The organism is Candidatus Poribacteria bacterium, from assembly GCA_016866785.1.
In the GTDB taxonomy this organism is placed as follows: domain Bacteria; phylum Poribacteria; class WGA-4E.
In genome coordinates this window covers 1-13,447 of record VGLH01000114.1, presented here as the reverse complement: position 1 = coordinate 13,447, position 13,447 = coordinate 1, and the positions used below count along the sequence as shown (strand labels likewise).

Annotated in this window: 14 protein-coding genes; 6 read left to right on the top strand and 8 right to left on the bottom strand. The window is 65.2% G+C overall.

What is annotated here, in order from left to right:
* Window positions 1–52: 52 nt before the first annotated feature.
* Window positions 53–1,219 carry a sigma-70 family RNA polymerase sigma factor gene (locus FJZ36_14630; GenBank protein MBM3216140.1) on the top strand — a complete coding sequence of 389 codons (1,167 nt, stop codon included), beginning with the start codon at window positions 53–55 and terminating at the stop codon, window positions 1,217–1,219.
* Window positions 1,015–1,758, top strand: a complete 744-nt coding sequence (locus FJZ36_14625) for a hypothetical protein (protein MBM3216139.1) — start codon at window positions 1,015–1,017, stop codon at window positions 1,756–1,758. The genes FJZ36_14630 and FJZ36_14625 overlap by 205 nt, the downstream gene beginning before the upstream one ends.
* On the opposite strand, the gene FJZ36_14620 is transcribed toward FJZ36_14625, so the two are convergent.
* From FJZ36_14620 to rpsU, 7 genes are all read right to left on the bottom strand, one after another.
* Window positions 1,755–2,546 carry a TatD family deoxyribonuclease gene (locus FJZ36_14620; protein MBM3216138.1) on the bottom strand — a complete coding sequence of 264 codons (792 nt, stop codon included), beginning with the start codon at window positions 2,544–2,546 and terminating at the stop codon, window positions 1,755–1,757. The genes FJZ36_14625 and FJZ36_14620 overlap by 4 nt on opposite strands.
* On the bottom strand, window positions 2,546–4,459 hold the full coding sequence (metG, locus tag FJZ36_14615) for a methionine--tRNA ligase (GenBank protein MBM3216137.1): 1,914 nt from the start codon (window positions 4,457–4,459) through the stop codon (window positions 2,546–2,548). The genes FJZ36_14620 and metG overlap by 1 nt, the downstream gene beginning before the upstream one ends.
* Before the next feature lie 54 nt (window positions 4,460–4,513).
* Window positions 4,514–4,978 carry a type II toxin-antitoxin system VapC family toxin gene (locus FJZ36_14610; GenBank protein MBM3216136.1) on the bottom strand — a complete coding sequence of 155 codons (465 nt, stop codon included), beginning with the start codon at window positions 4,976–4,978 and terminating at the stop codon, window positions 4,514–4,516.
* Window positions 4,978–5,247, bottom strand: coding sequence for a hypothetical protein (locus FJZ36_14605; GenBank protein MBM3216135.1), 270 nt, complete (start codon window positions 5,245–5,247; stop codon window positions 4,978–4,980). The genes FJZ36_14610 and FJZ36_14605 overlap by 1 nt, the downstream gene beginning before the upstream one ends.
* Before the next feature lie 12 nt (window positions 5,248–5,259).
* On the bottom strand, window positions 5,260–6,243 hold the full coding sequence (holB, locus tag FJZ36_14600) for a DNA polymerase III subunit delta' (GenBank protein MBM3216134.1): 984 nt from the start codon (window positions 6,241–6,243) through the stop codon (window positions 5,260–5,262).
* A 25-nt stretch (window positions 6,244–6,268) separates the two neighbouring features.
* Complete coding sequence (locus FJZ36_14595; protein MBM3216133.1) at window positions 6,269–7,792, bottom strand: fucose isomerase; 1,524 nt, start codon at window positions 7,790–7,792, stop codon at window positions 6,269–6,271.
* A gap of 313 nt (window positions 7,793–8,105) precedes the next feature.
* The gene (gene rpsU, locus FJZ36_14590; GenBank protein ID MBM3216132.1) at window positions 8,106–8,309 is read right to left on the bottom strand and encodes a 30S ribosomal protein S21; all 204 of its coding nucleotides are present in this window, start codon (window positions 8,307–8,309) and stop codon (window positions 8,106–8,108) included.
* 89 nt (window positions 8,310–8,398) lie between these two features.
* Between rpsU and FJZ36_14585 the strand changes: the two genes are divergently transcribed.
* The 4 genes from FJZ36_14585 to FJZ36_14570 all read left to right on the top strand — a co-directional run bounded on the left by FJZ36_14585 (window position 8,399) and on the right by FJZ36_14570 (window position 12,643).
* Window positions 8,399–8,842 carry a hypothetical protein gene (locus FJZ36_14585; GenBank protein MBM3216131.1) on the top strand — a complete coding sequence of 148 codons (444 nt, stop codon included), beginning with the start codon at window positions 8,399–8,401 and terminating at the stop codon, window positions 8,840–8,842.
* Between the two features lie 13 nt (window positions 8,843–8,855).
* A complete protein-coding gene (locus FJZ36_14580; protein MBM3216130.1) occupies window positions 8,856–10,025 on the top strand; it encodes a galactokinase in 1,170 nt (389 codons plus the stop codon).
* A gap of 329 nt (window positions 10,026–10,354) precedes the next feature.
* Window positions 10,355–11,404, top strand: a complete 1,050-nt coding sequence (locus FJZ36_14575) for a potassium channel family protein (protein MBM3216129.1) — start codon at window positions 10,355–10,357, stop codon at window positions 11,402–11,404.
* A gap of 147 nt (window positions 11,405–11,551) precedes the next feature.
* On the top strand, window positions 11,552–12,643 hold the full coding sequence (locus FJZ36_14570) for a Gfo/Idh/MocA family oxidoreductase (protein MBM3216128.1): 1,092 nt from the start codon (window positions 11,552–11,554) through the stop codon (window positions 12,641–12,643).
* A gap of 192 nt (window positions 12,644–12,835) precedes the next feature.
* Here FJZ36_14570 and FJZ36_14565 read toward each other — a convergent pair whose 3' ends face one another.
* Complete coding sequence (locus FJZ36_14565) at window positions 12,836–13,030, bottom strand: hypothetical protein (protein MBM3216127.1); 195 nt, start codon at window positions 13,028–13,030, stop codon at window positions 12,836–12,838.
* Window positions 13,031–13,447 lie beyond the last annotated feature (417 nt).

The following is a 13,447-nucleotide window of genomic DNA, read 5'->3' as shown; positions in this document are numbered from 1 at the left end:
TGTAGTAGAACGGTCCGGGTCGCATCCTTAACTTGAGGAGAGACGACAGACCATGGCTGTTGATGCGCTCCCCGAAGGCGAAGACAAGCGCTTCGAGGACGGCGTGTTGTCCCAGATCGGGGCGATCCGCCGCATCGGAGTTCGTCTGCTCAGGAGCCGCCAGGACCTCGACGACTTCACGCAGGAGGTCGTGCTCTGCGTGTTCGCTCATCGGGCTGACCTGCGCGACGAGCGCTGCCTGCCGTCGTACGTGTGGACGGTGGCGACGAACACCGCGCGGATGTGGAACCGGAAGCAGCATCCGATCCTGATGGCGACCCTTCCAGACAGGCCCGTAGACGAGCCCTCAGCCTTCGAACGCATCGCATCCGAGGAAAGCCGACAGACTCTCTCCACGGCGCTACGAACGCTCCGACCGGCAGACGAGCTCCTGCTTCGCTCGTTCTACTTCGCGGAGGACACCTACGCGGAACTCGAACGGCGCTGTGGGCTCTCGCAGAAGGCGTTGAGCGTCCGCTTGACACGCGCGCGCCAACGTCTGCGCGGATGCCTGTCCGCGCTCTTGTCTGCGGTATGGGCGTTCCTGTTCCCCGCTCGGCGTGCGCGAGCGTTCGGCGAGCTCTCAGGAGGGATGATGACGATGCGACCCGCAATGGTATTGACCGCGTGTCTCATGGTTGCCGGGGGTGTGGGAGTCGGGCGGTACGTGGCGGCGGAACCGGAAGCCCCGCCGGTTGCGATCGAAGACGTTCTGCCAGTCGAGCTGGTGCAGGCGGGTGGAGGCGTCGCGGAGAAGCCGTCACCGTTGGTGGCGCAGTTGCCCGCCGCGCCGATGCAAGCGTTGCTCGAAGGGAAGTGGACGCAGAAGGCGGATATGCTCGAACCGAGAAACGGCGCAGCCTCTGCTGTGGTCAACGGACGTCTGCTCGTTTTCGGGGGTGCGACCTGGGGGGTGGAGCACGCAACGGTTCGGGAGTACGACCCAGCGGCGGACACGTGGGTCCAAAAAAGAACATGCCCGAGGCGTCGTTCGGAGGGGTTGCATGCACGATTGACGGCAAGGTGTACGTTGTGGACGGCATCAGGGTCCAGGAGTACGACCCAGCCAACGACCAATGGACGAAGCGAACGCGGGTGCCCACCGCCCGCTACAGCAGTGCAGCGGCATCAGTGGGAGGCGAGCTCTATGTCATCGGCGGCGAACTGGCAAATGGCGTAGGGATCGTCCCAATGGTCGAGGCATACAACCCGAAGACGGACACCTGGACCAAAAAGGCGGACATGCCGACGGCGAGGTACTACGCATCGGCGAGCGTAGTAGATGGAAGGGTCTACGTTGTCGGCGGGATGACCAAGGGAGCCCTCTTAGGAATGGTCGAGGAATACGATCCCAAGACCGACTCATGGGAGCGGAAGGCAGACATGCCTACGCATCGGTGGGCCCTCGCCACATGCTCGGCCGGCGGCAAGCTCTATGCCATCGGCGGCGGACGTTTCGGTCAGGACAAATCGGCGGCTGTTGAGGAATACGATCCAGCGACCGACACGTGGACGCAGGGGCCCGATCTGCCGACGCCGCGATGGGGGCTTACGACGAGCGTTCTGGAGGGTACGATCTATGCGGTCGGTGGGATCAGCGCCGGCAACGCCTTCCTAGCCACCGTCGAGGCGCTCGATACCGGCTTCCGCGAGGAACCACGAGCCGTGTCCCCCGCCGGGAAGCTCCCGTCCACGTGGGGCGAACAGAAGACGAACTAACCCAAGCGGCGGCGACCGCCGTCCAGCCGGAAGAACGCTCGCGCGTTCGCCGTCGTCTGCGCGGCGACGTCCTCGATGCTTATCCGCCGCACGTCGGCGGTGCGCTCCGCCGTCGCGCGGACATAGGCGGGCTCGTTCCGCTTGCCGCGCTTGGGCTGCGGAGCCAGCCACGGCGCGTCCGTCTCGATCACGAACCGATCCGCCGGCAATCGCCGCACGACCTCGCGCAGGGCTTCCGACTTCGGGTAGGTCACCGGACCTCCGATCCCGAAGCAACATCCCAACGCCAGCGCCCGCTCCGCCGCCGCCCAGTCCGCGCTGAAGCAGTGAAGCAGACACGATACGCCCTCGGCGTCCGATTCGAGGATGCGCAGCAGGTCGTCCGTCGCGTCGCGGTTGTGGATGATCAGCGGCAGGTTTGTCTCGCGGGCGAGGGCGATCTGCCCCAGGAACGCCTCCGCCTGACGGTCGCGCGGCGACAGGTCGCGATAGTAGTCGAGTCCCGCTTCTCCGACCGCAACGACCTTCGGGTGTTCCGCCAGCTTCGCGAGCTCGTCGCGCAGGGCAGAGCTCCAGTCGCGCGCGTCGTGCGGATGAAGCCCGACCGTCGCGTAGCAGTCGTCGTGCCGCTCCGCGAGCCGGATCGCCTTCCGCGACGTGTCCAGGCTGAACCCGACGTTCAGGATCGTCGTCACGCCGGCGTCCCGCGCCCGGTCGAGCGTCTCGTCCCGATCCGCGTCGAAGTCCCGTATCTGGACGTGCGCGTGCGTGTCGAACAGCCCCGCCATCAGCGGACTTTGGAGCCGCTGGCGATGGGACGGTCGAACTCGGCGACGCACAAGCCGCCGTCGTCGGACGCGGCGAGCAGCATCCCCTGCGACTCGACCCCGAACACCTTCCGAGGCGCGAGGTTCGCGACGATGGCGATCCGCTTGCCGACGATCTGGTCCGGCGCGTAGTGCTGGGCGATTCCCGCGACGATCTGCCTCTCCTCGTCGCCGACGCGCACGCGCAGCTTCAGCAGCTTGTCCGACTTGGGAACCGGCTCCGCCGACAGCACTTCGGCGAGCCGCAGGTCCACCTTGGCGAAGTCGTCGATCTGGATCGTGTCGGCGACGGGTTCCGACTTCATGGCAGGTTCCGCCGCCGGGGCGGGCTCCTCCTTGAGGTCGATGCGCGGGAACACGGGAGCGATGTCGCCCAGCGGCGCGTCGGATCGAAGCCCTCCCCACGTCAGCGAAGCGATGTCCTGTGGCGGGTCGGCGTCCGTGATGCCCAACTGCGCCTGGATGCGGGCGGCTGAGGTCGGCATCGCTGGCGTCACCATGACCGCCGCCCAGCGGACCGCCTCCAGGGCGTGGTAGAGAACCGCCGCGAGCCGTTCCGTCTGCCCGTCGCGCGCGAGCGTCCAGGGAGCCGTGTCGGCGACGTACTTGTTCGCCGCGCGGACAAGCGCCATCGCCTGCTCCAAGGCGGCGTGGATCGCGTGCCGATCCATCAGGGCGACATACTCGACACGGCATCGCTCCGCGAACTCCGCGAGCTCGCGGTCAGCGGCGTCCGGCGTTCCGCGCGGGGGCGTCTTGCCGTCGAAGTTGCGCGTCGAGAGGTTCAGCGTGCGGTTCAGCAGGTTCCCGAGGTCGTTGGCGAGATCGGCGTTGTAGCGGGCGACGAACGCCTCCCACGAAAAGTCGCCGTCCTGCCCGAACGGAATCTCGCGGACGAGGAAGAACCGGATCGCGTCGGCTCCGTACTCCTGCACCGCCTGGACGGGATCGACGTAGATGCCGCGCGACTTGCTCATCTTCGCGCCCTTGAGGGTCACGAAGCCGTGTCCGAAGACCTTCGCAGGAGCCGGTAGGCCCGCGCTCCAAAGCATCGTGGGCCAGTAGATGCAGTGGAACCGCGTGATGTCCTTGCCGATGACGTGCAGATCGCAGGGCCAGTACTTCTCGAACTTCTCCATGTCGTCGGGGAAGCCCGCGCCGGTCGCGTAGTTGATGACCGCGTCGAACCACACGTAGATGACCTGCGACTCATCGACGGGCGTCGGGATGCCCCACTTCATCGACGCGCGCGTGATGCTGAAATCCTTCAGCCCCCGGCGGATGAAGGCGACGATCTCGTTGCGGCGCGACTCCGGCTCGATGAACCCTGGGTTCTCCTCGATGTGCTTCAGCAGCCGATCCTGGTACTTCGACAGGGAGAAGAAGTAGTTCTCCTCGGACAGCCATTCGCACTTCATCTCGTGGACGGGGCAGAGCGCCTCGGCGTTCAGGTCTTCCTCTTCGTAGAACGCCTCGCACGACGTGCAGTAGAAGCCTTCGTAGACGTTCTTATAGATGTCGCCGTTGTCGTAGGCGCGTTGGAAGAACCCGCGCGAGGCGCGCTTGTGGCGGTCCTCGGTCGTGCGGATGAAGTCGTCGTAGGAGATGTTCAGCGCGTCCCAGGTCTTGCGCCATTCCGCCGACATCTTCGTGACGTACTCCTGCGGCGGGATGCCGAGCTCGCGCGCCTTGCGCTCGTTGTTGAGCGAGTTCTCGTCGGTTCCCGTCAGGAACAGGACGTCGTATCCGGCGAGCCGGCGGTAACGGGCGATGACGTCCGTCGCGACGAGCTCGTAGGAGTGCCCCAGGTGCGGCAGGGCGTTCACGTACGGAATGGCGGTCGTCAGGTAGAACTTCGGTTTCACGCGCTCAATATCCTTGTCTGCATGGAACTGCCATGGTTGCTCGGCGCGAGCCCGTGCACTCGATCAGGCGCGGGCACTTGGGTCCTCCACAGCAAGCGCTTCGGCTCCGGCTGCTGTGTTCAGCGCCTCGTCCGATGACACCAGAGCCGCCAACTGGATCCCAAGCATCCGGCACGCGTTACTTGCTTCGATGGCCGACGCAAGCTGTACAGCATCGTAGGCCCGGAGACCGTATCTCTCAGCCACATCCATGGCTCGATCAGCCACGTCCGGGCGGAGTTCGATCACTCGATACTGACGAACGAGGTCGTACCGGAACCGCTCAAGGCACATCCTAGCGTCAGCGTCCGAGAGGAACCGTCCGCGATGCAGCCGCGCGATGGCGGAAACGACTTCGACCCCAGCAACGCGAGAGACGTAGACCACATTGCCACGCGCTGGGTCTGTTGCAGAGAGGACCCAGTCGCTGCCTTTCTCTTGGACATAGCGCTTTACCAATCCGCTGCTATCGAAGAAGTAGACGCGCATCAGCGCCGCTCTTCGACGATCAGTTCGGATGCCGACTTGCCGCGAGAGGTCACAGGCATTCGGTTGCTGTAGGTCGCCACATCCTTGATGGGCGGCTTGATCTCGCTAAGGAGCCCTGCTTCGTAGAGGTACCGCTGCAGATCGTAATCCGCGTCGTGTCCCTCCGTCGGCAAGGCGATCTTCCCCAATCGATGGAGCAACTGGCGCTGCTCCTCGGGTGAGAGAGCTTGAGCCTCTTGCCATACCTTCTCGAGGGCAGTCGTGTCCAAGCCTGTCGCCTTTCACGCCGCCGAGGGATGGTGTCCACCACCGATCAACTCGAACGCGAGCGTTTCCATCGTCAGCGTCGCGTTGATGTTCCGAACGAGCCTTCCCCGCGCCCGGATGATGGCTTTCATCTTCCGCCCGAGGCTCTGAGGCGTCTCCTGACGGGCGAGGAGCTCCAGCGTCGAGCGGTGCTTCCGGTGCACGACCAACTCCAGCGAGCACCCGAGGCGAAGCACCAGCAGGTCGCGGTACCACGTCAGGAGCGAGTCGAGCGATTCCGGCGACTTCTGCCACGTCTCCGCCATTCGGAACGCATGGATCAGGTCGGGACGCCGGAGCGCTTCGGGGATCTCCTCGTCGGTGCCCGTCTTGCCCGACTCCGCCCACTCCAGCGCCGTGCCGATCCTGCCCTGGCTCAGCCGCGCGAGCTCCCGCGCCCGGTCGTCCGCAACGCCGCGCTCCGCCAAAGCCGCCGCAAGCTCCGCCACCGGAGCCGGATGGAACTTCACGATGATCGACCGCGACCGGATCGTCGGCAGAAGCGCACTCAAGTTCGCTGTCACGAGGATGAGAACGCCCGATCCCGGCGGCTCCTCCAGCGTTTTCAGGAGCGCGTTCGCGCCCTCGGGACGCATCTTCTCGACGTCGGTGAGAACGTAGACCTTGTACCTGCCCTCGACTGGCTTGAACGCGATCTGGTGGCGGATGTCGCGTACCTGCTCGATCTTGAACGTCGCGCCGTCGGGAGCCACGAACCGCACGTCGGGATGGCTCTCCTCGGCGACCTTCCGGCACGACGGGCAGGTTCCGCAGGTATCATCGCCCTGGCGCTCGCAGTTGAGAGCGGCGGCAAACGCCCTGGCGACCCGTTCCTTGCCCAAGTGCGCCGGGCCCGAGAACAGGTAGGCTCCCGCGACCCGCTGCGAGCGTAGCGTCCGCCGCAGCAACTCGATCTGTGTCCCGTGTCCGATGATCGACGCGAAGTTCACCGACACCATCCATTCCCGGTCCGGACGGTCACCGCTACAGCGACACGTCGCCGCACAGGTGAACCTCGATGCCCAGGTCGTGCATGAGACGCGCCTTCGCCGCCAGCGCCTTGTCGGCGGTCTCGGCAGAGGTCGCGTAGGCGACCTGGATGTGGTTCGCCTTGTGGCGAGCCATCATCTCGTCGCGCCCAACGCCGTGAAGCACCGCGTGCATGATGGGCCACTGCGACGTCGTCGAATCCCAGCGCCGTTGCGTCTCCGCCAGCGGCAGCTCGATGACCGTCGCGCGGCCCACGTCGGCACGAAGCGCTCCGTCCTCGACGAAGATGCGGCTCCACACGATCTCCCCGGGCTTGCTGATGCCCTTGACGGTTCCGCCGCCCAGCGGGAAGTACATCGGAGGCTGCCGTTCGCTCCGGGCTCCGGTGTACCCGCCGATGAAGTGCGACGGCGGAGCCGATCCCGATATCTCGAAGACCCAGACGAAGTCGTCGATGCCGCCGCCCTTGTAGCGCTCGCCCCAGCGGACGTCGTGGAGCGTCGTCGCGGGGTCCATGCCCATCGCCTTCCAGACGCGGTTCGTCAGGAGCGCGTCGACGCCCGCGCACTCGTCCACCTCGTTGAAGTGCGGCAGAGCCGCGCCGGGATAGAGCTCCCGACCGCCGCCGTTGTAGACCGGCGGGCGCTCGACGTTGTTCAGGATGCCCTCGACCAGGTCGGACGCTGGCGTCATGTCCTTCAAGCCCTGCTGGTACTGGATGCCGATGGCGTCGCACCCGAACTCGTGAGCGATCCGCACCGCCGCGATGTACATGCGGCACTGTTCGAGGACCTGGTGATCCGTCAGGTCGGTCTCCTCGACGGGTCCCGTGTCGAACCCCATCCCGCGCTTCCTGAGCCAGTCGTAGACAGCTTGCGCTTCGGCGTCGGTCACCAGGCGCATCGCCGCGACGAGGGCGGACTGACTGAGCCGCTCCTTGTAGATGCCCAGCGGGTTCATGAGCTCGTCTTCGATGAGGGCGTTGTACATGCCCATGCAGCCCTCGTCGAAGATGCCCATGATCGCCTTCTCGCGTCGGAACTGAGCAGCCAGCGCACCGGCGAGGGAGGCTTCGCCGGCTCCTACCTTCGACGGGTCGAACGCGCGCACGTGGCTCAGGTCGTGGGTAACGCAACCCTCTTGGAGCCATTGCCGGACGCCCTTCTTGAAGAAGTCGTCCGTGAAGTCCTCGCTCCACAGCGTGCTGTAGGGAACGCCCATCTTCGTCAGGCAGCCGTTGAGGTTCAGCATGCCGACGAGGCCGGGCCACTGACCCGACCAGTTCGCGACGGTGAGGATGGGTCCCCGATGGTCGCGCAGCCCGTGGAGCACGTGATGGCTGTACTGCCACACCGCTTCGGCGACGACGAGCTTGGCGTCGGGATGGATCCCTTTGAACACGTCCATGCCGTGACGCTGGTTCCAGATGAATCCGTGCTGGAGCTCGGGATCGTAGTCGTGACCCCGGCGGACCGCATAGCCCTCGGCGGCGAATGCCTTCGAGACGTCCGCTTCCATCGCCGCCTGGGCTTCCCAGCAGACTCGGTTCGCGGAATGCCGCAGGTCGCCATTGGCGATCAGAATGACTTCGTCGGACTTCGGACGCTTTGGCTCCGTCACTTGGGGGAGCGTGTAGCCTGCCACGGTGTTCTCCTCGTCCGGAAGGGGTCGGCTCGGTTAGCTGATAGCACGGGCGTCCGGGGGCGACAAGATGGATGTCCAGCCGATGCCGACACCAAAAAAGCCTATCGCGTGTCCGTGACACGCCACAGGCTTTTGGTTCGTCTGCCAGTCATGGGAAGCCCGCTCAAGGCAGGCTAGCCTCCCGCGACTAGCTCCACTGTTGCATCTTGGCTTGTGCGCGCAGAAGCTGACGGCGGCGACGCAGCAGCTTGCGGCGTCGGCGCTCGCTCGGCTTCTCGTAGGCGACACGGCGCTTCATTTCGCGCCGCAAGCCTTCCTTCTCGCACAGTTTCTTGAAGCGATTGAGAACCCGGTCAATGGATTCTTCGCCCGTTACGACGACCTGAGCCAAACCTATCCACCCCCTCACGAGCGTCAGTCTTGGGATCGCTTGTCCCGTGTTGGGCAGTATTATACCATGCCTCGGAAGGACAAGTCACGATGAAAGCCCTTCGGGCGCCCTGGATTCCGCTCGCCGCATCGCTTTTTCTCGCCTTCGCCCTCGCATGCCAGCGCTTCGAAACGCCCGACAAGGTGGCGATCACCTTCCTGGAGCTCTACGTCTTCAAGGCGGATCAGCAAAGCGCCCTGGAACTCGCCGACGGAGACGCCGCCGCCAAACTGGAACGCGAGATATCCGACCTCGCCGCCGTTCGGTCCATGGGCGGTGATTTCGCCAGCGATCCGCGCCGACCCGCCCTCAAGCGCGAGCTCCTCAGCGCCGACAAGGACGCTGACGGCTCCACGCGCTTCACCTACCGGATCGAGGTCAGGCCCAAGGGCGGCGAAACGTCCCACCGGGACATCACGATCCGCGTCGCCAAGCCGGGCGCGAAGTGGCGCGTCGTCGATTACGAGTTCCTCAAGGGCGACGGCGCGCTCTGACAGAAAGGAACTCATGGAACCGGCGGCACTGACCCCGCTGTTTCGAGACCACTTCGGCGCGAACCCCGACTTCCACAGCGTCGCGCCCGGGCGCGTCAACCTCATCGGCGAGCATACCGACTACAACGCCGGGTTCGTCCTGCCCGTCGCCATCGACCGGAGCATCGTCTACGCCGTCCGGGCGCGAGACGACCGGAACGTCGAGATCGTCTCGCGGGAGTTCGGCGGCGTGTCGCGGTTCTCGCTGGACGCCATCGACCACGACGCCGACCAGCCCTGGGCGGACTACGTGCGCGGCGTCGCGTGGGCCCTGAGCGAGGAGGGCTTCCCGCTGCGCGGCTTCGATGCCGTCGTGGGGGGGGATGTGCCGGTCGGAGCCGGGCTCAGCTCATCCGCCGCGATGGAGGTCGGCGCGGCGATGGCGTTCGCGCGGGTGTCCGAGTTGGACATCGAACCGACGCGCCTGGCGCTCCTGTGCCAGAAGGCGGAGAACCGGTTCGTCGGCGTCAACTGCGGGATCATGGACCAGTTCATCTCGCGGCTGGGAAAGCGGGATCACGCGCTCTTCCTCGACTGCCGCGACCTTCGCTACGAGCACGTTCCCTTGCCGCTGGAGAGCGCCCGGCTGGTCATCACGAACACGAACGTGAAGCGTTCGCTCGTCACGTCCGAGTACAACGCCCGCCGCGCCGAATGCGAGCGAGGCGTCGAGCTCATGCGCGCTTTCGTGCCGGGCGCCCAAGCCCTGCGCGACATCCCCGCCGACGTGTTCGCCCTCCACCGCGACGAGCTGCCGGAGCTCACCGCTCAGCGATGCGGCTACGTCATTGAGGAGAACGGGCGCGTCGAAGCGGCCGTCGCCGCGTTCCAGAGCGGCGATCTGGACGAGGTCGGGCGGCTGATGCTCGCGTCGCACGAGGGCTTGCGCGACGGCTACGAGGTGAGCTGCCCGGAGCTGGATGCGCTCGTGGAGATCGCGATGGACGTGCCGGGGGTCTACGGCGCGCGGATGACGGGAGCGGGATTCGGCGGGTGCACGGTCGCGCTGGTTCAGGAATCCGCCGTGGAGCCGCTTCAGGCTGCCATCGCCGCGGAGCATCCGCGACGTACCGGACTGACGCCGGATTGCTACGTGTGCCAGGTGGATGATGGGGCGAGGACACTCACTCTTGGCGAGACCTGATCTGTGGAAAAGGGTGCTTCTTGTGGCGCAAGACTCGCGGCCCGCCGCGCGGGATTGCTGACAACTGTAGTCGTCTCTACGGTTACTGGTGGAGGCGTCAACCTATGACTTCCCGAACCCAACTGACCGCGGGAGAATTCTGGGCCGCAATCCGTAACGGCCAGACGCTGTCCAACTGCGCTGTGACTGAAGACATTGATATTCAATGCTCGGGTATCTCACCAGATGCAGATGGCGCGTACCTCATCTCCCAGCAGGTACACCTAGAGGACTGCCTTTTTGAGCGACGAACCGAGTTCGAGAAGGCAGTGTTTGCAGAGCCCGTGTCGATGGAGCGCGTCACGTTCGAGAATTATGCCAGTTTCGCCGCTGCGGAGTTCAGGAAGGACGTTTCGTTTGGCCGCTCCGTGTTCCATGCGGGGACGACCTTCCAGAAGGGGCTGTTCCTCGGCAAGGCACGCTTTGACGGAACAGTTTTCGGTGGCACGGCGCATTGGACATGGGTAAGGTTTGATGAAGACGTCTCGTTTCGGCGCGCGACGTTCGCTGGTCAACTGCCCGGACGTTGTGGAGCCCAGGACGAACGTGATGGCGTTGCGAACTTCGCGCTGACTCGCTTTCGCCATCCCGCCGACTGCGCCGGCGTCAAGTACTGGCCCGACACACTGCGACAATGGTGGATCTATCACCTGCGCCACCTTCTATGGCGGCAGAAGGTCTCGGGCATTCGGTCGGTTGCGATTGGCTGGTTTCGAAAGCGACTGGCAGCGGTCTACTGGAAGTTGCGTGACCTCGTGTGGCGCGGCAAACCCAGCGGCAATCTGCGTGTGACGGTGACATACGAACCGCGATGGCTCGCGAGGCGACTGCGGCCTTACTCGCGGTATCCAAGCGGCCTTCCGGGGTTGGGAACTCGATTCGTCCTCGACACCCAGAACATTGATGGACAGTCAAATCCTATATTCAGGCGGTACGTCGCCGATCAGCAGTTCGTCTGTTCGTTCTGCGAGAGCCACCGAATCTGGGGACGAGCCTGGCGTTGGACGTGCGATTACGGTCGGAGCACCTGGCGATGGGTCATCCTCTCGCTGACGATCCTGCTCGGATGTGGATGGGCATACAGCCCACAGAGCGACTGGTTGCTGGCTCCGCTGCGCCTTGATCCGGTGGTCAGCCTCAAAGCGGCAACAGGTTCCGACGGTGGATGCTTGACGCCCTACTATTTCAGTGTTGTGACGTTCACAACGCTCGGCTTTGGAGACATCGTGCCGCTGAATACGGCTGGTCAGGTCTGGGTGATTTCAGAGGTTCTGAGCGGCTACCTGATGCTCGGATTGCTGTTGAGCGTCTTCTCCAATCGGCTCCTGCGTCGAAGCTAGCCGTGAAGCCTGGACGGCATTGGCGATAGGCGACATCGGCTCATTTGTCGTAAGTTCAACGCAGGAAGGATCCGCGCGAACACCGCGCTCACCACGGCAACGCCAGTCGGCGTGTGGTTCCAGTAACAGCGTTTCAGGAGACAGGACATGGGCATCGGAGTCGGCATCGTCGGATTGGGCATGTTCGGCGCGTCGTGGATTCACCACTACAAGATCCATCCGGACGTCGAACGTCTGGCGCTCTGCGACCTGCGCGCGGACGTCCTCGCCGCCCAGGCGCAGAAGCACGGCATCTCCGAGACCTACGCCAGCCTCGACGACATCTGCAAGAGCGACCTCGATGCGCTCGTCATCATCACGCAGCCGTGGCTCCACGCTGGGCAGGCGATCCAGGCGATGAACGCCGGCAAGCACGCCTACACGGCCGTCCCCGCCGCGAACACGCTCGACGAATGCGACGCCCTCGTCCGCGCGGTCGAGCGCACCGGCATGATCTACATGAACGGCGAGACGAGCTACTTCCGCCCCACCGCCGCGTTCTGCCGCAAGAAGGCCGCCGAAGGAGCCTTCGGAGAGTTCATCTACGGCGAGGCGGAGTACTTCCACGACATGTCTCACGGGCTCTACGACATCTGCCGCAAGCGTTGGGGCGATCAGTGGAGCGAGGACAAGGCAGGCGGCGTCCCGATGCACTACCCGACTCACTCGACCAGCTTCATTATCTCCGTGATGCGGGCGCACATGGTCTCCGTGTCGGCGCGCGGGTTCACTCTCCCTGGCGACGACTGGTTCCGCGAGGACACGATCTACAGGAACACCTTCTCGAACGAAGTCGGGCTCTTCGAGATGAGCAACAGGGCATCGGCGCGCATCTGCGAGTTCCGGCGCGTCGGGCATCCCGGCAGCGAGCGCGTCAGCGGCATCTACGGGACGAAGGGCTCCTACGAGGAGAACCTCGCGGGCATGGTCTGGGCGACGACGACGACCGTCGAGCGCGTCGATCCGCCGCAGCACTTCGAGCCGCTGCCGGAGCCGGTCGCCCGCGATCTGGGCGGCCATGGCGGCTCGCACGCCTACCTCGTCCATGAGTTCGTCGATTCCGTGAACCGCCAACGGATGCCGCGCATCAACGTGTGGGAATCGGTGCGCTACTGCGCGCCCGGCATCGTCGCCCACGAATCCTCGATGCGCGACGGCGAAAAGCTGATGATCCCCGATTGGGGCGACGCACCGGCATAGGGAGGGATTCGATGGTCGAACGGAACATGATCGGCGCGTACGGCGCGTGGGCGGCATCGCTCGTCGGCGACGCTCCAGCGGCTCTCTCGTACCGCACGGGCAAGTGGACAGACGTCGACGCGTGGCGGAACGCGGCGACCGCCCGGCTGGACGAACTCCTACAGCAGCCGGAGACGGGTCACGCGCCGGGCGTCACGGTGGATCGGGTCTACACCTACGACGGGCTCCACGTCGAGGAGCTGTCGTGGTGCCTGCCCTACGGGCCCACGACGCGCGCCGTGTTCCTGAAGCCGGAGGGCGCGACGGGGCGTCTGCCCGGCGTGCTGGGTCTGCACGACCACGGTGGCAAGAAGTACTTCGGCATCCGCAAGATCGCCCGCACGGCAGACGACTGGCATCCGATGATGCTGGAGCACTACGAACACTACTACGGCGGCGTGCCCTGGGCGAACGCGCTCGCCAAGCGCGGCTACGCGGTTCTCGTCCACGATACGTTCCCGTTCGCGAGCCGGCGCGTGCTCTTCGCCGACGTTCCGGATGTCATCCGTCAGGGGCTGACCGACGAGAACCCGGAGCTCCCGGCGAACATCGACGCGTACAACCGTTGGGCGGCGGACCATGAAGACATCATGGCGAAGTCGCTCTTCTGCGCTGGCACGACCTGGCCCGGAGTATTCCTCGCCGAAGACCGCCGGGCGCTGGACGTTCTCGCCGCGCGGGAGGACGTGGACGCCTCGCGGCTGGGATGCGCGGGGCTCTCCGGCGGCGGTATGCGCACCGTCTTCCTCGGCGGACGCGACCCGC

Bases quoted from the DNA above. Each gene is read 5' to 3' on its own strand.
- FJZ36_14630 (MBM3216140.1), top strand. From the start codon at position 53: ATGGCTGTTGATGCGCTCCCCGAAGGCGAAGACAAGCGCTTCGAGGAC.
- FJZ36_14625 (MBM3216139.1), top strand. From the start codon at position 1,015: ATGCCCGAGGCGTCGTTCGGAGGGGTTGCATGCACGATTGACGGCAAG.
- FJZ36_14620 (MBM3216138.1), bottom strand. From the start codon at position 2,546: ATGGCGGGGCTGTTCGACACGCACGCGCACGTCCAGATACGGGACTTC.
- FJZ36_14610 (MBM3216136.1), bottom strand. From the start codon at position 4,978: ATGCGCGTCTACTTCTTCGATAGCAGCGGATTGGTAAAGCGCTATGTC.
- holB (MBM3216134.1), bottom strand. From the start codon at position 6,243: ATGGTGTCGGTGAACTTCGCGTCGATCATCGGACACGGGACACAGATC.
- FJZ36_14595 (MBM3216133.1), bottom strand. From the start codon at position 7,792: ATGGAAGCGGACGTCTCGAAGGCATTCGCCGCCGAGGGCTATGCGGTC.
- FJZ36_14585 (MBM3216131.1), top strand. From the start codon at position 8,399: ATGAAAGCCCTTCGGGCGCCCTGGATTCCGCTCGCCGCATCGCTTTTT.
- FJZ36_14580 (MBM3216130.1), top strand. From the start codon at position 8,856: ATGGAACCGGCGGCACTGACCCCGCTGTTTCGAGACCACTTCGGCGCG.
- FJZ36_14575 (MBM3216129.1), top strand. From the start codon at position 10,355: ATGGAGCGCGTCACGTTCGAGAATTATGCCAGTTTCGCCGCTGCGGAG.
- FJZ36_14570 (MBM3216128.1), top strand. From the start codon at position 11,552: ATGGGCATCGGAGTCGGCATCGTCGGATTGGGCATGTTCGGCGCGTCG.